The following is a 19,204-nucleotide window of genomic DNA, read 5'->3' as shown; positions in this document are numbered from 1 at the left end:
GGATAATCATTATGATGATGGCATTAGGCATGTTCGTGTTCATGCTGCAAACCGTTCCATACCAGGAATTTCAGCACCAAATGTCATGGCGACACCCGACAAACAGCCGCGTCGGGCTTCGACCGCAAAGCCAGTTTTTGGGGCCGGACGATGAAACGATCACATTGAGCGGCGTCCTATTGCCGGAACTGACCGGCGGCCGAGTGTCGCTAATGGCGATCCAGTTGATGGCGGAAACAGGCAAGGCGTGGTCGCTTATCGAAGGCAGTGGCGCGATTCATGGCATGTTCGTGATCGAGAGTCTGACCCGAAGCAAAACCGTTTTCTTTCAGGACGGATCCGCCAGGCGCATCGAGTTTACCATCACGCTGAAGCGCACGGATGAAGGGTTAAAAGATATGTTCGGCGATTTATCCCAGCAATTTGAAGACCTCGCCACTCAGGTATCTGACACTGTCGGGGGGCTTTTATCATGAGCCTACTCGACACCCTGGACAAGATCGGCGGCAGCAATACGCCGGCCTTTACGTTGAAAATCGACGGCGTCGATATTACCGGGAAGGTGAGCGAAAAACTGCTTGGCTTGACCCTGACCGATAACCGGGGCTTTGAGGCTGACCAGCTGGAGATCGAGCTTGACGACAGCGACGGCAGCCTGATGCTACCCCGTCGCGGCGTCAGCATCGCCGTGGCTATCGGCTGGAAAGATACCGGCACGATCGACAAAGGGCTGTTTGTGGTGGATGAAATAGGGCATTCCGGCGCGCCGGATAAGTTGACGATCACGGCACGCAGCGCTGATTTTCGACAAACGCTAAACGTACAGCGCGACAACTCCTATCACAAGAAAACCCTGGGCGATATCGTGAAAAGCGTCGCCACTCGCAACAAGCTAACGCCGGTCATCAATAAAAATATGGCTGATATAGCGATTCCTCACATCGACCAGACCAACGAGTCGGACGGGAGTTTCATCACCCGCATAGCGAAAGAAAATGGCGCAGTGGCCGCTGTTAAGAACGGTAATCTGCTGTTCTTCAAACAAGGCCAAAATCAGACCGTCAACGGCAAACAGATCCCAGAAATGCTAATCAATCGCCAGTCGGGCGACAGTCATCAATTCACGTTGACCGATCGCGGGGCATATACGGGCGTGGTAGCGAACTGGTTAAACACTCGCGCCGCGAAAAGCGAGCCGGTCAAGGTCAAGCGCCGCCGCAAGAAAAAGCCAATGGTTGAGGAAGAAAAACAGGGGGAATATTTAGTCGGCAGCGATGAAAACGTCCTGGTGTTACGCCATACCTACGCAACAAAATACAATGCCCAGCGCGCGGCAAAGGCCAATTGGGAACGGATACAGCGCGGCGTCGCCACTTTCTCGATCCAGCTGGCGCGCGGCCGTGCAGAGCTTTACCCGGAAGCACCCGTCACAGTCAAAGGCTTTAAGCGTGAGATCGACGAAGCAAAGTGGACGCTGGTCACAGTAACGCACAGTTTGAACGGCAGCGGGTTTACGACGTCGCTGGATCTTGAGGTAAAAATCGACGAGCTGGAAATGGAATAATGCAAACGGCCAATATTTGTGCATAATTACCAGCAATACTGGCCTTAGCCGGGAACATGACGGAGAACCCCGCCATGATGCATTGTCCTGAATGCGGCCAAGCCGCACACACCAGATCATCGAGCTACATCACCAATACGACCAAAGAGCGCTACAACCAGTGCACAAACATCAATTGTGGATGCACGTTTGTCAGCCATGAAACCTTTACCCGCGTAATTTCAAAGCCGCATAACGTTAATCCGGTTCCCCCTCACCCACAAAGCGGCGGTCAAGCTTCGCTGATTTTTGGATAGCTACAAGAAAAACGCCCGCAAATGCGGGCGTTACTTTTGCATAGAGAAAATCTGCGCTGCCATCGCGCTGCCATTTTGCTGCCATTTGGTGATTTTAAGGCACAAAAAAACCGCCTCTCGGCGGTTACGACATTACTACTTATTGCTTTGATTATTCGGTATTTTTGTTCCCTGGTACCCGGGGCGGGACTTGAACCCGCACAGCCATAAGCCGAGGGATTTTAAATCCCTTGTGTCTACCGATTTCACCACCCGGGCTCGGGAAAGTTGGAGGCGCGTTCCGGAGTCGAACCGGACTGGACGGATTTGCAATCCGCTACATAACCGCTTTGTTAACGCGCCTTTATTCTGTTTTGCCTTTTCAGGCCAAAGCCGGTGAATCACCCACTTCGTTTTGTTCTTCGGGATTGCGATGATAAAATCGCTTACCCTAATCATCTGATTCTTAAGTAATTTATTTCGTTACTGCCGAATCGATGGACTGCATTATGGACTAAACCCCCCACCTTGGCAACCCCCCGAAATAGCAAAAAGTTCTCTAACGCTTTCAACTGCTTATTTTGTGGGCGCACTGTTCACAATGCCAACGAAAAGGCAAGCGGAATGTTGATATTATATGCATCGGCTCAGGAATTCACGGGCAAAACGGTTCTTTTTCTCGACAGGAATGGCCCTCCCCGGCTTTTTGCTTGCTTATGGCGAAGGGCTATCGTGCAAAACCTCATCAGTCGGGGCATCACGCAATCTCCGGCGCCACCATAAAAACCCGGCGAACATTCCCGGTAAGACCGCGATCGCGCCAAAAATACGTTGATCGGCATTCAGCAAACCGGGGGCAATGGCGGACACCACCGCACACAACAGCAGAAACCACCGCAATTGGCGAATGCCTGAATGGGCGATACCGGCAATAGCCCCCGCCAAACATGCCGGCAAAAAACCGAGCGCATAAGAAAAAATGCCGATAAACCCGGCCATGCCCAGCAAGTCGCCGGCATCGAGAAGACTTATTCCCACCCACTCACCGCTGCCGAACGCCATCAGCAGAAACATGAGCACGCCCCCCAACGGCGGGGCGACCAGGCCGAAGAACAGCGCACATCCCGCCGCCGTTCTTATCAGATGCTTTAAAGCACCAGATTCCATACATCCTCCTATGCCCGGTTCCAAAAGACCGACCTACCGCTTCACTTTGCCGATAACCCAGCGATTTGGCGAGGCGACAGCGCAGCATGGCTGTGCCTGAGTGCTCGGATGGTGTCATACGCCGCGTTATTTTCTTCTTGCATGGCGAACCGCCCGACGTATCAAATTATTGTTTCACCGTTTAACGGCTGCATCCAGCAGTATGACAACGACAGGAAAGATACGTGAGGAGAGTCAATAATCGATATGGGAAGATGAAGAAAGGTTTCGCCGAATGGCGCAGAAGCAGAAAACGAAAAAGGGGCCGAAGCCCCTTTTCCTTACCAGCCGAATCACGGGATTCAACAGGCTAATGTTTGGAGCGGGAAACGAGGCTCGAACTCGCGACCTCAACCTTGGCAAGGTTGCGCTCTACCAACTGAGCTATTCCCGCATTACCAGAACCGACTGATTTCTTTGCTATCTTTCGGCAATTCATCGTTGTCGTCTGATGCGATGCATTCTACTTACCTGACGTGATGAGTCAATAAAATTGTTGGCCCACCACGATCGTTTGCCGCTTTTTGCAGCGTATCGATCACGGTTCCAGCAAATCGTTACGCGCCGCGTTCAAATATTGGAACATCGACCAGAAAGTCAGCACCGCCGCAATATACAGCAAGCCGATCGCCACATATTCCACAGAGCGATCCGGGCGCCACAGCAAACCCACCAGCGACATCATCTGCGCCATGGTCTTCACTTTGCCGATCCAGGACACCGCCACGCTGCTGCGTTTGCCAATTTCCGCCATCCACTCGCGCAGCGACGAAATGATGATTTCGCGGGCGATCATGGTGGCCGCCGGCAGCGTGATCCACCAGCTGTGGTAGTGCTCCGCCACCAGCACCAGCGCTACCGCCACCATCACTTTGTCCGCGACCGGATCCAAAAACGCCCCGAAGCGCGTCGTTTGTTTCCAGCGGCGCGCCAGGAAACCGTCAAACCAGTCGGTGACAGCGGCAAACACAAAGATAACGGCGCAAACCATCGGAGCCCAGCTGAACGGCAGGTAAAACGCCAGCACAAAGAATGGGATCAGAACTACGCGAAACAGGGTAAGCCAAGTCGGTATATTCAATTGCATAATGCTACGGTAACTATCTGGCTAAAGTGGAAATTAAGAGTATGTTGCTACATTGCCCTCAGTGTTTCAATGCATTGTAGATCTTTTCTGCCAATGCTTGTGAAATACCCGGCACTTTTGCAATTTCCTCCACGCTGGCGTTCAACAAAGGTTGCAGTCCGCCCATATACTTCAACAGCATCTGGCGCCGTTTCGGCCCTACGCCCTCAATCAGTTCCAGTGCGCTGGTGTTTCTGACTTTCGCCCTTCTCTGCCGGTGACCGGTAATCGCATGATTATGTGAATCATCGCGGATGTGTTGGATCACATGCAGCGCCGGCGAATCCGGCGGCAACGAAATCCCTTCGCCTTCCGGCACGAAGAACAACGTTTCTAACCCGGCCTTGCGATCGGCGCCTTTGGCGATGCCGATCAGCAACGGTTTATTCTTGTCCCAGGTGACGTTCAGCGAGTTGAACACGTCGATCGCCATGCCGAGCTGCCCTTTGCCGCCGTCGATGAAAATGACATCCGGGATTTTTTTCTCTTCCAGCGCTTTGCCGTAACGGCGTTTCAGCACCTGCGTCATCGCCGCGTAGTCATCGCCGGGGGTGATGCCGCTAATATTGTAGCGCCGATACTCCGAACGCACCGGGCCGTTTCCGTCGAACACCACGCACGAAGCTACGGTCTGTTCGCCCATGGTATGGCTGATGTCGAAGCATTCCATACGGTTGATTTCCGCCAGATTCAGCACTTTGGCCAATTCCGCCAGCCGCTGATGGATCGTCGACTGTTGCGAAAGCTTGGTCGTCAACGCCGTTGCCGCGTTGGTGCGGGCCAGCTTCAGATAACGGGCGCGGTCGCCGCGCGGCTTGCTTTGAATTTGGATCTTGCGCCCCGCCAACTCGGAGAGCGATTCTGCGAGCAGGTCCTTTTCCGGCAAGCTGAAATCCAACAGGATCTCGCCGGGCAGCGTGCGCGCCTGGCTGCCCTGCAGGTAAAATTGGCCGACGAAAGTCTGCACCACTTCGCTCATATCCGTACCGCCCGGCACCTTAGGGAAATAGCTGCGGCTGCCCAACACCTTGCCCTGACGGATGAACAGCACGTGCAGGCATGCCATACCGGCGTCGAACGCCACGCCGATGACATCCAGATCGTCACTGTCGCCCGAGACGAACTGCCGCTCGGTAACGCGGCGCACGGCCTGAATTTGATCGCGTATGCGCGCCGCCTCTTCGAAATTGAGCAGCTTGCTGGCTTCTTCCATGCGGGCAATCAGCTGGTGCAACACCTGTTGATCTTTGCCCGAAAGAAACAGCCGCACATAGTCCACCTGTTGCCGGTACTCTTCTTCACTCACCAGGCCGGCGACGCAAGGGCCCAGACAGCGGCCGATCTGATACTGCAGACACGGGCGCGAGCGGTTGCGATACACGCTGTTTTCGCACTGGCGGATCGGGAACAGCTTCTGCAGCAGCGCCAGCGTTTCGCGCACGGCGTAAGAGTTGGGAAAAGGACCGAAATATTCGCCCTTGGCGTGTTTGGCGCCGCGATGCACCGCTAAACGGGGATGGGTATCGGCGCTGAGAAAAATCAGCGGATAAGATTTATCGTCTCGCAAAAGAACATTATATCGCGGTTGGTACAATTTAATGTAGTTATGTTCCAACAACAGCGCTTCTGTTTCGGTATGGGTAACCGTTACGTCTATTTGCGCGATATTTTTAACCAGCGTTTCGGTTTTACGGCTGCTGACCTGTTGCCGAAAATAGCTGGCGAGACGTTTTTTCAGGTCTTTGGCTTTACCGACGTAGATCACCGTGCCAGTGGCGTCATACATACGATAGACGCCAGGTTGGCTGGTGACGGTACTCAGGAAAGCTTTGGCATCAAAACGGTCATTCACTGCTTAACAACGTCTCCGCATTGAACAATCCATGTCGGATGGCCAGGTGGGTCAGTTCGACGTCGCCGCTGATATTCAATTTGCTGAACATACGGTAACGGTAACTGTTCACCGTTTTCGGGCTGAGACTCAGTTGCTCCGAGATCTCATTCACTTTTTTGCCTTTGGTGATCATCAACATGATCTGCAGCTCGCGCTCAGACAGGCAGCTGAACGGCGTTTCGGCCTGCGGCTCCAGCTGGCTCAGAGCCATTTGCTGGGCGATGTCAGACGCGATGTAGCGCTGCCCCGCATGCACGGAACGCAAGGCGTTAATCACTTCCTGCGGCGCGGCGCCCTTGCTCAGGTAGCCGGCGGCACCCGCCTGCATCACCTTCGCGGGCAAGGGATTTTCGGTATGGATAGTCAGCATGATGACTTTGACGTCGGGTGCATAACGCACAATCTTGCGCGTGGCTTCCAGCCCGCCAATGCCCGGCATATTCATGTCCATCAGCACGATATCGACAGCGTTGCCACGGCACCATTTTACGGCGTCTTCACCGCACTGGGCCTCACCGACAACTTTTATACCTTTGATATCTTCAAGAATGCGTCGTATCCCTGCGCGCACCAGTTCGTGGTCATCAACAAGAAGAACGCTAATCAAGGAAAATTCTCCAAAAAAAGGGAGTAACGCAATCAGCCTCTGTTTTCGCCAGAGATATTACTTGTTTTTCAGACAAGAATGAACACAGATTAATACATACTTCCGAATAACTTTGCGGAGCATAGCTGATTTTTCAATTTTAGCCGTCTATGCCGCCGATAAATCGTCACGTCGGAAAAGATCGAGCGACGAAAATAATTTCGTCGCGCTGCGTCAGACACAGGATAGCGCGACAATCATGCCGCGAGGGAGAAATCTGTGTAAGCAATCACGACATGAATAATATTAACACGGCTGTTGGCTGTTTGTAATCATTTGATATTTAAAGCCGCGGCCAACGCGAACCTGACAGCCGGCGTACAAAACTATTATTACCGACCAACGCCGGCAAAATCAGTGCCACCCGCCCCTAATAATTATAATAACCCCGATTGTTCAACAATAACGAGCCGGGCAAATACTTGTTAACCGCCTCGAAATAACTGGCCGACAATGGATGACCCGGGCGTGCAATGAGCAAACTTCACCCACCAGCGCCGCCAGAGCAAGCCCGGTGCAGATGGCTGACGCATGCTATGCTATACTCCGCGCCCAGTTAAATTCGCCGCCGTGCGTGGGCAACTTGCCTATAGTCCGCGCGCGGTGCGCTAAAGCAGCTTGTATCAGGCTACGGCCTCAAAAATCAGGAGAGAAAATGAGCAACGTTGATTTCACTACGTCTGCAAACCCGGAGATCTTGGCGACCGAGGTTGCCTGCCTCAAAGCCACGCTGACGCTGATCCTGAAGTCGATCGGCCAGGCCGATGCCGGGAAAGTCATCATCAACATGGAACGTTTCATCGCCCAGATTGAAGATCCGACTCAGGCGGAAATCTTCAAGAACAGCATTCAGCAAATCAAGCACGCTTACCGCCAGTAAACGTTGCCGCTCAGACCCGCGATTCATGCGGGTCTGTTTTTCTCCGCACTACGCAATACGCAATACGCCATTGATTCTGCTCAGGCTTTCGGGCAGTGTGTTGGCTTTCCCCCGACACCCGAGACCGTTATGGGCATCCTTGTCAAAGCGCTGATAGGCGCGCTGGTCGTGGTTCTGATCGGCCTGCTGGCCAAAACGCGCAACTATTATATCGCCGGTTTAGTCCCGCTCTTCCCCACTTTCGCTTTGATTGCGCATTATGTTGTCGGCAGCGAACGTTCAATAGCGGCGCTGAAAACGACGCTGATTTTCGGCATGTGGGCGGTGTTGCCCTATCTGGTGTATTTGATTTCGCTGTATTTCCTGATTAACAGTCTGCGGCTGTCGTTAGCGCTGGGTGCGGCGGTACTGTGCTGGATTGCGGCGGCGTGGCTATTAATTACACTGTGGGGATGGTGGCAAGGGCGTTAACGCCCTTGCCTGGGCGGTTACGGCCGCCCAGCCTGCAAAACGAAGCCTCGCTGCCGATCGCCGGCGATCCGCAGATAGCGGCTTTCACCGGCGCGCAGCGTCATCGGCACGCTGCCGCTGGTATCTCGCCAAATACACAGAGAGTTCTCTATCATATCTTGCCCGATGCTCACCGAAGTATTGCCCGGCGGCACGCGAAACTCCGCTTTTTCTTTCGCGCCCAGCGAAGCGGCGAACTCCCCATTCACATAAACGCCGGTGCGGCAGCTACCCGCCAGCATTCCACTGTCGCGCACCACCACCACCGTGGCGTATGGCGTATCCGGGATATTCTGATAAAGCATCAGACGGCTTGGGGGCGGTAATTCAGCCTGTTGCGGTGGTACGGCTTGGGTCGCACATCCCGTCAACAGTGCAGAGGCGAACAACAACGCGGCGTAATGCTTCATCCTTGGCTCCTGAAAAAAATAATGCTTATCGTAACAAGAGAATAGCTGCTGTCAGTAGCCTTCATGTCGCAAAGACGAAAAAATCGGATAACTTCCCACTCATCGCCCAGCGCGTCTTTCATGATAAGAAGATTCTGCATTAAAGACCTTGAAATAAAGGCGATTTTTACAAATTTAAAACTTTACCATGCCGCGTTGGATATCTGCCGCAAACGCATCACTGACATAGCTGAAGCCATCCGGCGTGACGTAAACCCGGGTATGACCGGTCTCTGACAGCACCGCCACCATATATCCCAGACTGAGCATTTCATGCGAAGGAACATTCATCGGCGTTAGAAATCCGCGTCCGCGGCACCACTGATAAAAGCGAGTTCGCCCATATCCCAACACGGTGCCAACATCGGAAAGGTGCTTAAAATTATCATAATCCCCTGATGGTGAAGGCAAACCGCCATGGCTTTCAGGCGTTTTCTTTATCCCAGACAAAATAAACTCCTTTTTTGAACCTGTCGCTAACGGTTATCCCTCATCTGAGCTGAATTTAAAAAATCCAAATTTAAAATGCAAATGAATTCCCTGTAACTAAAAAGTATTTAATAGAAGAATTCCGAAAATAAAGGCACAATAAAAAAACAGAAATAAAAAAATAGAGCATTAATACCGTGCATTAAAACTTGGCCATGGGTAAATATCTTAATTCAAAATTCCATTTAAACAGGATAAGAAAATACTTAGCTTGCATACTGTTCTTCCCTCTCATAACGCTGAGATAATGACCAGGCCATGCAGCAAAAAGAGAAAAGATATAAAATCGCTCTGCCCACACACTCTCATCGTCAGATCTGCCCCTTGTAAGCCTCTCCCCTATCGCCGACGGCGCATTTCAGGGTGCCGTTGCCTCAATCACACCTAAACAATAACCATTATCATTTCCAATTGTGACGTCAGTTGATTACACTTTTTCGCATCGCTGGTTGGGAAGATTCCTAGTCAGTGATCACCAGGATAGAGGAAGAGTTAGGGACACCATGAAGAATTACCGTTGTTTGATTGTTTTGCCGTTATTGATGATGACTGCCTGTACCCAATGGGAAAGACCCGGCGCAGTTGAGAGCACCCGAAATGCCGAATATGCCGAATGCCGCAGTCGGGGCTACGATCGCTTCCCGCCAGACGTCGTGCGGGACGTAGAGTTCAGCTACGAAAACAAATACATCCCTTGCGAGAAGAATAAGAAAGATTGTCCATCGGGATATCGCTATGACAAAGAGCCGTCGATCAAAACGGTACAGACCGATCGCAATCAGTCAGCCCGAAACGCCACCATCGAGGCTTGCATGTACGGCAAGGGCTGGCGAGAGAAAACCTACTATTGGCCGCAGTGGTGATGCAGCGAAATCGATTTGGACTGAAACGCCACTGCCGCGATGCCCCATCAATTATCGTCGTCGCTGCAATGCCTTCCCAGAGCAACCAGCGTTTCCGTCCGCACCGGCGTTAAAGGGACGCGTGGCGGCGGCAAAGGCCACCCCAACAGGTGCCGCGCCGCCGTCGCGCAAACCTTGCCCTGACAGGCTCCCATACCACAGCGGCTGCTCAGCTTGGCCGTGTTCCAGTCAGGTTGATGGCATACCTGTTCCAGCGTGACGTCTTCGCAGCGGCACAGCAGCGTCTGCGGTTTGGCCAGATAACTCATGCGTTCATCAAGCGCAAAAGCGGCCGCTGTCGACGTGGCGAAACGCCGCCATCGCCGCCGCTGCGCCGTCAGGGATTCGGCTTTTGCCTTTTGTCCCGTGGCGGCATAACCGGCGATGGCGCCGGTGGTGAGCGCCAATTCACTGCCGCCGATACCGGTACACTCCCCGGCGGCATAAATTTGCGCCTGGCTGGTTTGCTGCCAATAATCCACCGCTACGGCGTCGTGTGCGATCCGGCATCCCAGCAGCATCGCCAGTTCAATATTCGCCACCAAACCGAAGCCGCAGGCCAGCCTGTCACAGGCCACCGTACTTTCCCGCCCGCCGTTGCCGACGCGCACTGACGTCAAGCGCTCTTGCCCCAATGCCGCCAATACTCGGCTATCGGCACGGTAATGAGGCTGAATCAGAGAAAACGACTGACGCAGCTTGGACGGCCAACGCCACAGGCCGCCGGCGAATGCCGCCAATCGCCGCAGCACCGCCTGTTCCGCGACCAGCACGACCTCGCCACCGGCCTGTTTCACACTTTTCGCCACCGCCAACAGCAACGGACCGCTGCCGGCTATCACCACCCGCTCGCCGCGGATCGCCAGCCCCTGCTTGATTTGCGCCTGTAGACCACCGGCGCCGCTCACTCCCGGCAACGTCCAGCCAGGAAACGGCAGCAGCAGTTCACGGGCGCCATTGCATAGAATCAGCTTTTGATAGCGAATCACGCCGCAGCCTTCAGCGTCTTCATACGCCAATCGGTTAGCGCCACACTGCGCCACCAGCTTGCAGCCGGAGTGCCGCACAATATTTTCCCGCGCCGCCATCGCCTGCCGATATCGTCTCGCCGCTTCAGGCAAAGCCACCTGCGGCCCATCACGCCAGATTTGCCCACCGGGGTGCGGATTATCATCGATCACCCGTATCTGCCCCCCGTTTTCCGCCGCCGCCAGCGCTGCCGCCATGCCGGCCGGCCCGGCGCCGACGATCAGCACCTCGCAATCGAAGTCACTCATCATCGCTCCTCTCAATCCGCATGCCGGATTGGCACAACGTCTGGCACGCCAGGCGGCGCAGACCGTTAATGGTTACCCGGCATTCCTGACAAACGCCCATGCCGCAAAATGGTGCGCGCGGCTGGCGTGAAATCGACAACCGGCAATGATCCCCGCCGCACAAACTGAGCGCCGCGGCAACGCTGATGCCAACCGGCACCCGGTAGGGTTTGCCGTCGATGCTCAACGCGAGCGTGTTTTGCCTCTCTTTCATACGGGCAGCTCCTCGGCGGCAAACGCCCGCGCCGCCAAATACGGGGAATCATCAATCTCCGGCGCCTGCCGGCCGATCTGCGCAGCAAGCAGCGCGGCGCTGCCGAGGGCGGTCGTGACGCCCAGCCCCTCGTGCCCCAACGCCAACCACAACCAGGTATGCCGCGGATGTGCGCCCAACAGCGGCAATCCATCGGCAGAGGCGGCGCGCAGCCCGGTCCAACAGCGAATGATGTTCAGCTGCGCCAGTGTGGGCAAGAAATGCTGCGCGCGCATGAGCATCGCCGCCAACAGCGGCATATCCAATGACGAATCGACGGAATCGAACTGGCGGGAAGAACCGATCAGCCATTGCCCGGTGGGCCGCGCCTGCATATTGAACGCCACGGAAGCGCCGTCGCTGGCATGCGCGCTGGCGCCATACCCCAGCTCCACCAACTGATGCCGCACCCGCGGCGGATAACGATCGGTGATCGCCAGGTGGCCCTTCTTGGCACGCAGCAACGGCTGCGACAACAAATCATTGGCCCGCAGGCCGCAGGCCAAGACGACCACCGGCGCCGCCAGCTCTCTGCCGTCCGCCAACCGCACCGCCGCCTCGTCCAGCGCGATCGCTTCACCCTGCACCACATCGATCGCCATGCCAGCGTCGGCCAACAGCCAACGCGCCGCGTGCGGCGCATACAAAATGCCGTCGCCCGGCACCCGCAGCCCACCGGCAAGCCCCTGCCGCAGCATCGGCTCCATGGCGGCAACCTGCTCCGCCGTCAGCAGTTCCGCCGCCACGCCCTGCTCCGCCAGCCGCGCCCGCTTTTGTTCGGCGATGGCCATTTCATTCGCTTGCTCCGCTAACCACAGCGTTCCGCAGCCGCGCCAGGCGCAGGCTTGCGGCATCCGGCCCGTCACTTCACGCCATAACCGCAGCGAATAAGCGCTCAACGCCAGCTCGGCCGGGTTGTCGTCCATGCATACCAGGTGCCCCATGCCGGCGGCGGTGGCGCCGGCGCGACAGTCGTCCACCACCGAGACGCGGTACCCCTCCCTCGCCAACCGCCAGGCGCAGGCGGCGCCGATGATGCCGGCACCCACCACGATGGCATCAACTCCCCGTCCGCCGCCCATCAGCGTATGCCCCAGACAAAAGGATCGCGTTCGTCGAGCAGCAGTTGGCTATCGGCGCATACATAAGCCTGCCCACGAATAAAGGGGGTGATGCGCTCGCCGTTCCAGCGGTAATAAGCCTGGAATTCGCTGCCGATGACGCTGGCCTGGCGCCAGTGCATATCGGGCGCCAGTTTGCCGTCCGCCGCCAGACACGCCAGCTTGGCGCTGGTGCCGGTGCCGCACGGCGATCGATCGTAGGCTTTGCCGGGGCACAGCACGAAGCTGCGGCTGTCGGCCTGCGGATCGTCACCGAACAGCTCGATATGGTCGATCGCCCCGCCGTCTTCGCCACGAATGCCCGCCTGTTCAAGCGCCTGCCGGACCGCCCAGGTGAACGCGGTCAGCGCCTCCAGATTGTGTTTATCGATGGTCAACGGCGACTCGCCGATGAGAAAAAACCAGTTTCCCCCCCAGGCAATGTCCCCCGTCACCGGGCCGTAACCGGCCACCTCAACTCGCACCTGGTGGCGATAACGATAAGCCGCCACGTTCTCTACGGTAACGCTGCCGTCATCATGCAGCGTGGCGTTCACCGGGCCGACCGGGGTCTCGATCAGATGACGCCCGGCGCGGATGCGCCCGAGATGCGCCAACGAAGCAATCAGCCCGATAGTGCCGTGGCCGCACATGCCCAGATAGCCGGTGTTGTTGAAAAAGATCACCCCGGCGGTAGCCTGCGGCGAACAAGGCCGACACAGCAACGCCCCCACCAACACGTCATTGCCGCGGGGTTCGAGCATCACCGCGCAGCGCCAATCGTCATAATGTTGCGCGAAATGCGCCCGCCGTTCCGCCATGCTGCCTTCGCCAAGGTCGGGGAAGCCTTCGACGATCAGCCGGGTCGGCTCCCCGCCGGTATGAGAATCAATCGCCCGCAAAGCGGTGATATGCGCAGAAAGTGCCATCGGCGTCTCCAGGGTTAATGAGATGTTACCAATGACGTTAGCCTGAACGAATGCGCGCATGACGGCTTGATGCGTTTCGGCGTGGCGAATGAAGAAATCAGCACAATGACGACAGGCTAGCCTGGCCCATCACGGGCATACGTTTAACGCAACCATAACAATAACTTATTTATCATGACGTTACTTTCATGCTAAACCACCGCGTAGCGAGAAATGCCGCAGTTTTCAAGCAACCGGCGCGCGCCGTCCGGCAAAAGTATGCGGCGATCCGCATATTTGGTAGCCAGCCGGAAATAGCGCTTGATTCGTTACAAAAAAGTTAATATTGATGCGAAAGCGCCAACCTGGCCGCCTGTTTTTCCGGCTAACGACCGAAAAGGGACTGCTATGCGATCCATTTCAGACCATCAACATCAGATTTCTCTCTCGCCGCCTGCCCTGGTGGAGCTGCCGGATCAGGAGGACGTTTTTGCCGTCGAACATTTGTCGCGCCTGTGCGACGGGCTGGCGCAGCAGCGTCCGAACAACCTGCGCGATCTGCTCAATACGCTGGCGCTGATCGCGCCGTTGCTGAACGCGATTCCCAATGTGGTGTTCTTTATCAAAGACGCCCAGGCGCGCTACCTGTTGGCCAACCTGACGCTGGCCAGGCGCTGCGGTTTCAAGACCGTCGCGCCGCTGCTGGGCAAGACGTCCGCCGACGTTTTCCCCGCGCAGCTCGGATCCGGCTACACCGAGCAAGACCTGCGGGTATTGCGCCACGGCGTGCTGATCCAGGATCAGCTGGAAATGCACCTGTACAACGGCCGTGAAACCGGCTGGTGCCTGACGCAAAAGCTGGCGCTGTACGACGCGCAGGGAAAAATCATCGGAATGGCCGGCATTTCACACGATCTGCAAGAGGCCAAAGCCAATCATCCGGCTTACCAACGGCTGGCCGCGATCGACGTATACATCCGCCGCCACTACGCCCGGCCGATCGCGCTCGAGGAGCTGACGGCGTTGACCGGGTTATCGGTGGCGCAGATAGAACGCTACTGCAAACGTATCTTCCACCTCACTCCGCGCCAGATGATCCACAAAGTGCGGCTGGAAAAGGCCACGGAACTGCTGGCGGGCGAGCTGCCGATCACCGACATCGCGCTGCAGTGCGGTTATACCGATCACAGCGCCTTCAGCCGTCAGTTCAAAGCGATGACTGGTTCCACGCCACGCGATTTCCGCCTGACGCTTTCCGCTTAATTTGCTGATTTACCGCATAAAAATCATTCTTTATGGCGCACCGGCGCCCGATTTCTGCATGCCCGCTTTCCGGCGCCATTGTGCCAATTTCGTCGCAGCAATCGGCGAAAAGCGTCAAGCCTCCCTGTGCAATACCGGTCAATCTGTCGGTGAGCCTCACTAAAGATTCACTTTTTATTAACACTTTCGGACGACAGGACAAACACGATGAGCCATAAAACCCTAAGCTGGAGCGGCGTATTCCCGGCGGTGACGACCCAGTTCCGCAACGATTTTTCTCTGGATCTCGACGCCACGCATACGGTGATCAAAAACCTGGTGCGCGACGGCGTCTCCGGCCTGGTCGTCTGCGGCACCGTCGGTGAAAACACCTCGATGACGGTACAGGAAAAGCTGGCGGTGATCGAAGTGGCGAGGGACGCCGCCGACGGCCAAGTGCCGGTGATCGCCGGCATCGCCGAATTCACCACCGCCTTCGCGCAAAACATGGCGCGTGAAGCGCAAAAGGCCGGCGTCGACGGCATTATGGTGATGCCGGCGCTGGTCTACTCCGCCAAGCCGCACGAAACCGCCGCGCACTTTCGCAGCGTCGCCAGTGCTACCGATCTGCCGATCATGGTCTACAACAACCCTCCCATTTACAAAAATGACGTCACGCCCGACATCCTGACCTCACTGGTCGATTGCGAGAACATCGTGTGTTTCAAAGACTCGTCGGGCGACACCCGCCGCTTTATCGATCTGCGCAACGAAGTCGGCGATCGCTTCGTACTGTTCGCCGGGTTGGATGATGTGGTGCTGGAGAGCATTGCCGTCGGCGCGCAAGGCTGGATCTCCGGCATGTCCAACGCTTTCCCGCGCGAAGGGGAAACCCTGTTCCGTCTGGCGAAGGAAAAACGCTATGAGGAAGCGCTGGCGCTGTACAGCTGGTTCATGCCGCTGCTGCATCTCGATGCCCGCCCCGATCTGGTGCAATGCATCAAGCTGTGCGAACAGCGAGTCGGCCGCGGTAGCTCCATCACTCGCCCGCCGCGTCTGGCGCTGCAGGGTGAAACGCTCTCCGAAATCAACGCCGTGATCGATAAAGCGCTGGCCACTCGTCCCGCGCTGCCGAACGTCGGCCTGTAACGCCTTCACCGCCCGGCCACGCCGGGCGTCGCACTTTCTCTACCGGGGGGACCCATGCCCAACGCTCGCGATGCCGCCATCAGCGGCCAACAATTTATCGGCGGCCAGCGCCGTGCTACGGGAGAAGCGGCGCTGCTCAGCCTGCGCGCCGACGACGGTCAGCCGACCGGCTACCGCTTCCACCAGGCTACGGCGGCAGAAACCGCCGCCGCCGCCGAAGCCGCCGCGGCGGCCTTTGATCCCTATTCGCAATGCAGCTCCGAACAACGCGCGAGTTTTCTCGACGCCATCGCCGAGGAGCTGGACGCGTTGGATGAGACCTTCTTCGCCTTCGTCATGCAGGAAACCGCCCTGCCGCCGGCGCGGTTAAGCGGCGAACGCGCCAGAACCAGCGGCCAGATGCGGCTGTTCGCCACGCTGCTGCGACGCGGCGACGTCGAGGGCGTGCGCATCGACTGCGCGTTGCCGCTGCGTTCTCCTCTGCCGCGTCCCGATCTGCGTCAATATCGCACGGCGCTCGGTCCGGTGGCGGTGTTCGGCGCCAGCAACTTTCCGCTGGCGTTTTCCACCGCGGGCGGTGATACCGCCGCCGCGCTCGCCGCCGGCTGCCCGGTCGTGTTCAAGGCACACAGCGGCCATATGATCACCGCCGAGCTGACCGCTCAGGCGATCGAGCGCGCAAGGGAACGTATGGGCATGCCCGCCGGCGTCTTCAACATGATCTTCGGCAACCGTGTGGGAGCCGAGCTGGTGCAGCATCCGGCGATTCAGGCCGTGGGGTTTACCGGCTCACTGCAAGGCGGCCGGGCGCTGTTCGATCTGGCCGCGCAGCGTCCCCAGCCGATCCCGGTCTTCGCCGAGATGTCGAGCATTAACCCGGTCGTGATCCTGCCGCAGGCGTTGGCTCGGCGCGGGCAGCACATCGCGCAGGAACTGGTCTCCTCCTTCACGCTCGGCTGTGGCCAGTTTTGCACCAAGCCCGGCGTGATCGTCGCGCTGCGCGGCGTCGCCTTCGAACGGTTGGCCGCGACGATGAGCGCATTGGTCGACGCCGCCCCCCCACAGCCGATGCTGAATGCCGGCACGCTGGAGCACTACCGGCGCGGGCTGGCCGCGCTCGATGCCCATCCGCACATACGGCATCTGGCGGGGGGGCGCGAGATTCTGCCCCACCGGGCAGCGGCGCAGCTTTATCAGGCGGAGGAAACATTGCTGCTGCAGGCCGATCCGCTGCTGCAAACAGAGGTCTTCGGCCCGGCCAGCGTGCTGGTGGCGGTAGATAACGAAGCGCAGCTGCATGCGGCGCTGGCGGCGTTGCAAGGCCAGCTGACCGTCACGCTGCTGGCGGAAGACGGCGATCTCGATATGGCCGCCGGGCTGACGGCATTGCTGACGCGCAAAGCCGGCCGGGTGCTGTTCAACGGGTATCCAACCGGGGTAGAGGTGTGCGACGCCATGGTGCACGGGGGCCCTTATCCGGCGACCAGCGACGCACGCGGCACCTCGGTAGGCACGCTGGCCATCGAGCGTTTCCTGCGGCCGGTCTGCCTGCAAAACACCCCAGCGGCGCTGCTGCCGCCGCCGCTGCAGGACGCCAACCCGCTCAACCTGCTGCGGCTGGTGAACGGCGTTTACACCCGAGATCCCATAGTTTCACCTGCCCAACATTAGCCCGGCCGCATCTGCCTGCCACTCAATAACAAAAGGGTAATACCATGACAACCCAAGGCAAATTCAAGAAGCAGCTTACGCTCACCGATCTGACGTTCATCGGTCTGGGCGCCATATTCGGCTCAGGCTGGCTGTTCGCCGCCAGCCATGTCTCCTCCATCGCCGGCCCCGCCGGCATCTATTCCTGGCTGATCGGCGGCCTGGCGGTGCTGCTGCTGGGCATCGTCTACTGCGAGCTGGGCGCCGCCCTGCCGCGCGCCGGCGGCATCATTCGCTATCCGGTGTTCTCGCACGGCGAATTGATGGGCTATCTGCTGGGGTTTATCACGCTGATCGCCTTCTCCAGTCTGATCGCTATCGAGGTCGTCGCCGCCCGTCAGTACGCCGCCGCCTGGTTCCCGCTCCTCAGCCAGCCGGGTTCCGGCGATCCGACAGCGCTCGGCTGGCTGGTGCAGTTGGCGCTGCTGTGCTTTTTCTTCGCGCTCAACTACTACAGCGTCAAAACCTTCGCCAAATCCAATAATCTCATCAGCGTGCTGAAGTTTCTGGTGCCGCTGTTGGTGATCGTGGTGCTGTTCAGCTTTTTCAAACCGGAAAACCTGCACAGCCAGGGCTTTGCCCCCTTCGGCTCCGCCGGGGTTGAAGCCGCCATTTCCGCCGGCGGCATCATCTTCGCCTACCTCGGCCTGACGCCGATCATTTCGGTCGCCAGCGAGGTGCAAAAACCACAGCGCACCATTCCCATCGCGCTGATCCTGTCGGTGGTACTGTCCACCATCATCTATGTGCTGCTGCAGATAGCGTTTCTCGGCAGTATCCCCAGCGAGATGCTGAGCGGCGGCTGGGCCGGCATCAGCCAACAGTTTTCCCTGCCGTTCCGCGATATCGCCATCACGCTCGGCATGGGATGGCTGGCGTTTCTGGTGGTCAGCGACGCGATCGTTTCGCCCAGCGGCACCGGCAACATCTACATGAACGCCACGCCTCGCGTGATCTACGGGTGGGCGCGCGCCGGCACCTTCTTCAAACTGTTCACCCGGGTGGATGGTGAATCCGGTATCCCGCGCCCGGCGTTGTGGCTCACCTTCGCCCTCTCGGTCTTCTGGACGCTGCCGTTCCCATCGTGGGAAAAGCTGATCGGCGTGGTGTCCGCCGCGCTGGTGCTGAGTTACGCCATCGCCCCGGTCACCGCCGCCGGGCTGCGGCGCAATGCGCCCGATATGCCGCGTCCGTTCCGGGTGCGCGGTTTCTGCGTGCTCGGCCCGCTGTCATTTATCATTTCGGCGCTGATCGTCTTCTGGTCCGGCTGGGACACCGTCTCCTGGCTGCTCGGCTTACAGATACTGATGTTCTTCATCTACATCCTGTTCAAGAATCAGGTGCCGACCCACGCCGTTAGCCTCAGGCAGCAAATTTGGTCCTCGCTGTGGCTAATCGTCTTCTATGCGCTGACGATCGCGCTTTCCTACCTCAGCAGTTTCGGCGGCATCGGCGCTATTGCTCATCCGTGGGACACCCTCACCATGGCGGTGATTGCGCTGGCGATTTATTACTGGGGCGCCTATACCTGTTTACCCCAGGCCAATTTTATCGGCGATGAAGAAGAATGACCCAGGGAGGACAT

Annotated in this window: 21 protein-coding genes and 3 tRNA genes; 10 read left to right on the top strand and 14 right to left on the bottom strand. The window is 57.6% G+C overall.

The features are described from left to right. The first annotated feature begins 11 nt into the window (after positions 1-11). From ACSBQV_RS00395 to ACSBQV_RS00385, 3 genes are all read left to right on the top strand, one after another. Positions 12-476 (top strand): phage tail protein, encoded by a 465-nt coding sequence (locus ACSBQV_RS00395; protein WP_033654183.1) that lies wholly within the window; start codon positions 12-14, stop codon positions 474-476. Continuing rightward, entirely contained in the window at positions 473-1,564 is a 1,092-nt protein-coding gene (locus ACSBQV_RS00390; RefSeq protein WP_434991385.1) for a phage late control D family protein, read from the top strand. The genes ACSBQV_RS00395 and ACSBQV_RS00390 overlap by 4 nt, the downstream gene beginning before the upstream one ends. Before the next feature lie 74 nt (positions 1,565-1,638). After that, positions 1,639-1,860, top strand: coding sequence for an ogr/Delta-like zinc finger family protein (locus ACSBQV_RS00385; protein ID WP_072008418.1), 222 nt, complete (start codon positions 1,639-1,641; stop codon positions 1,858-1,860). Here the strand turns inward: ACSBQV_RS00385 and ACSBQV_RS00380 are convergent. The 8 genes from ACSBQV_RS00380 to uvrY form a co-directional block, all read right to left on the bottom strand. Next, complete coding sequence (locus ACSBQV_RS00380; protein WP_162489630.1) at positions 1,802-1,945, bottom strand: hypothetical protein; 144 nt, start codon at positions 1,943-1,945, stop codon at positions 1,802-1,804. The two genes, ACSBQV_RS00385 and ACSBQV_RS00380, sit on opposite strands and share 59 nt — an antisense overlap. Positions 1,946-2,032: 87 nt before the next feature. Next, positions 2,033-2,118, bottom strand: a tRNA-Leu gene (locus ACSBQV_RS00375). A 10-nt stretch (positions 2,119-2,128) separates the two neighbouring features. Further along, positions 2,129-2,202, bottom strand: a tRNA-Cys gene (locus ACSBQV_RS00370). Positions 2,203-2,553: 351 nt separating this feature from the next. Further along, entirely contained in the window at positions 2,554-3,006 is a 453-nt protein-coding gene (locus ACSBQV_RS00365) for a hypothetical protein (RefSeq protein ID WP_047026313.1), read from the bottom strand. Between the two features lie 357 nt (positions 3,007-3,363). Further along, positions 3,364-3,439 (bottom strand) — tRNA-Gly (locus ACSBQV_RS00360). A 144-nt stretch (positions 3,440-3,583) separates the two neighbouring features. Next, complete coding sequence (pgsA, locus tag ACSBQV_RS00355; protein ID WP_033642639.1) at positions 3,584-4,132, bottom strand: CDP-diacylglycerol--glycerol-3-phosphate 3-phosphatidyltransferase; 549 nt, start codon at positions 4,130-4,132, stop codon at positions 3,584-3,586. Between the two features lie 58 nt (positions 4,133-4,190). After that, positions 4,191-6,023, bottom strand: a complete 1,833-nt coding sequence (gene uvrC / locus ACSBQV_RS00350) for an excinuclease ABC subunit UvrC (protein ID WP_071883544.1) — start codon at positions 6,021-6,023, stop codon at positions 4,191-4,193. Further along, positions 6,016-6,672, bottom strand: a complete 657-nt coding sequence (gene uvrY / locus ACSBQV_RS00345) for a UvrY/SirA/GacA family response regulator transcription factor (RefSeq protein WP_004927947.1) — start codon at positions 6,670-6,672, stop codon at positions 6,016-6,018. The genes uvrC and uvrY overlap by 8 nt, the downstream gene beginning before the upstream one ends. A gap of 694 nt (positions 6,673-7,366) precedes the next feature. On the opposite strand from uvrY, the gene ACSBQV_RS00340 reads away from it, so the two are divergent. Further along, positions 7,367-7,591, top strand: coding sequence for a DUF2594 family protein (locus ACSBQV_RS00340; protein WP_004927950.1), 225 nt, complete (start codon positions 7,367-7,369; stop codon positions 7,589-7,591). A 129-nt stretch (positions 7,592-7,720) separates the two neighbouring features. Beyond that, complete coding sequence (locus ACSBQV_RS00335; RefSeq protein ID WP_025302360.1) at positions 7,721-8,062, top strand: GlpM family protein; 342 nt, start codon at positions 7,721-7,723, stop codon at positions 8,060-8,062. Positions 8,063-8,079: 17 nt separating this feature from the next. Here ACSBQV_RS00335 and ACSBQV_RS00330 read toward each other — a convergent pair whose 3' ends face one another. Then, positions 8,080-8,511 carry a hypothetical protein gene (locus ACSBQV_RS00330; RefSeq protein WP_033642636.1) on the bottom strand — a complete coding sequence of 144 codons (432 nt, stop codon included), beginning with the start codon at positions 8,509-8,511 and terminating at the stop codon, positions 8,080-8,082. Positions 8,512-8,685: 174 nt separating this feature from the next. Continuing rightward, the gene (locus tag ACSBQV_RS00325) at positions 8,686-9,000 is read right to left on the bottom strand and encodes a hypothetical protein (protein WP_033642635.1); all 315 of its coding nucleotides are present in this window, start codon (positions 8,998-9,000) and stop codon (positions 8,686-8,688) included. A gap of 542 nt (positions 9,001-9,542) precedes the next feature. Between ACSBQV_RS00325 and ACSBQV_RS00320 the strand changes: the two genes are divergently transcribed. Next, positions 9,543-9,902, top strand: a complete 360-nt coding sequence (locus ACSBQV_RS00320; RefSeq protein ID WP_033642634.1) for a hypothetical protein — start codon at positions 9,543-9,545, stop codon at positions 9,900-9,902. A gap of 47 nt (positions 9,903-9,949) precedes the next feature. Here the strand turns inward: ACSBQV_RS00320 and ACSBQV_RS00315 are convergent, their stop codons facing one another. The 4 genes from ACSBQV_RS00315 to ACSBQV_RS00300 are packed head-to-tail and all read right to left on the bottom strand — an operon-like array spanning position 9,950 to position 13,539. Further along, positions 9,950-11,218 (bottom strand): NAD(P)/FAD-dependent oxidoreductase, encoded by a 1,269-nt coding sequence (locus tag ACSBQV_RS00315; RefSeq protein ID WP_099782732.1) that lies wholly within the window; start codon positions 11,216-11,218, stop codon positions 9,950-9,952. Further along, on the bottom strand, positions 11,211-11,471 hold the full coding sequence (locus tag ACSBQV_RS00310) for a (2Fe-2S)-binding protein (RefSeq protein ID WP_033642632.1): 261 nt from the start codon (positions 11,469-11,471) through the stop codon (positions 11,211-11,213). The genes ACSBQV_RS00315 and ACSBQV_RS00310 overlap by 8 nt, the downstream gene beginning before the upstream one ends. After that, a complete protein-coding gene (locus tag ACSBQV_RS00305) occupies positions 11,468-12,592 on the bottom strand; it encodes an NAD(P)/FAD-dependent oxidoreductase (RefSeq protein ID WP_099782734.1) in 1,125 nt (374 codons plus the stop codon). Before ACSBQV_RS00305 ends, ACSBQV_RS00310 begins: the two co-directional genes overlap by 4 nt. Further along, the gene (locus ACSBQV_RS00300) at positions 12,592-13,539 is read right to left on the bottom strand and encodes a 4-hydroxyproline epimerase (protein ID WP_033642630.1); all 948 of its coding nucleotides are present in this window, start codon (positions 13,537-13,539) and stop codon (positions 12,592-12,594) included. The genes ACSBQV_RS00305 and ACSBQV_RS00300 overlap by 1 nt, the downstream gene beginning before the upstream one ends. A 387-nt stretch (positions 13,540-13,926) precedes the next feature. Between ACSBQV_RS00300 and ACSBQV_RS00295 the strand changes: the two genes are divergently transcribed. The 4 genes from ACSBQV_RS00295 (at position 13,927) to ACSBQV_RS00280 (ending at position 19,190) form a co-directional block, all read left to right on the top strand. Continuing rightward, complete coding sequence (locus ACSBQV_RS00295; RefSeq protein ID WP_099782736.1) at positions 13,927-14,781, top strand: AraC family transcriptional regulator; 855 nt, start codon at positions 13,927-13,929, stop codon at positions 14,779-14,781. 207 nt (positions 14,782-14,988) lie between these two features. Then, positions 14,989-15,909 (top strand): dihydrodipicolinate synthase family protein, encoded by a 921-nt coding sequence (locus tag ACSBQV_RS00290; RefSeq protein WP_099782738.1) that lies wholly within the window; start codon positions 14,989-14,991, stop codon positions 15,907-15,909. Between the two features lie 54 nt (positions 15,910-15,963). Next, positions 15,964-17,580, top strand: coding sequence for an aldehyde dehydrogenase (NADP(+)) (locus tag ACSBQV_RS00285; protein WP_099782740.1), 1,617 nt, complete (start codon positions 15,964-15,966; stop codon positions 17,578-17,580). 44 nt (positions 17,581-17,624) lie between these two features. Beyond that, positions 17,625-19,190 carry an APC family permease gene (locus ACSBQV_RS00280; protein ID WP_033642626.1) on the top strand — a complete coding sequence of 522 codons (1,566 nt, stop codon included), beginning with the start codon at positions 17,625-17,627 and terminating at the stop codon, positions 19,188-19,190. The last annotated feature ends 14 nt before the right edge of the window (positions 19,191-19,204 follow it).

Source organism: Serratia sp. B501 (assembly GCF_051172315.1).
Taxonomy (GTDB): Bacteria; Pseudomonadota; Gammaproteobacteria; order Enterobacterales; family Enterobacteriaceae; genus Serratia; species Serratia ureilytica.
The sequence above is the reverse complement of the archived record's forward strand: the minus strand, read 5'-3'. Positions and strand labels throughout refer to the sequence as shown.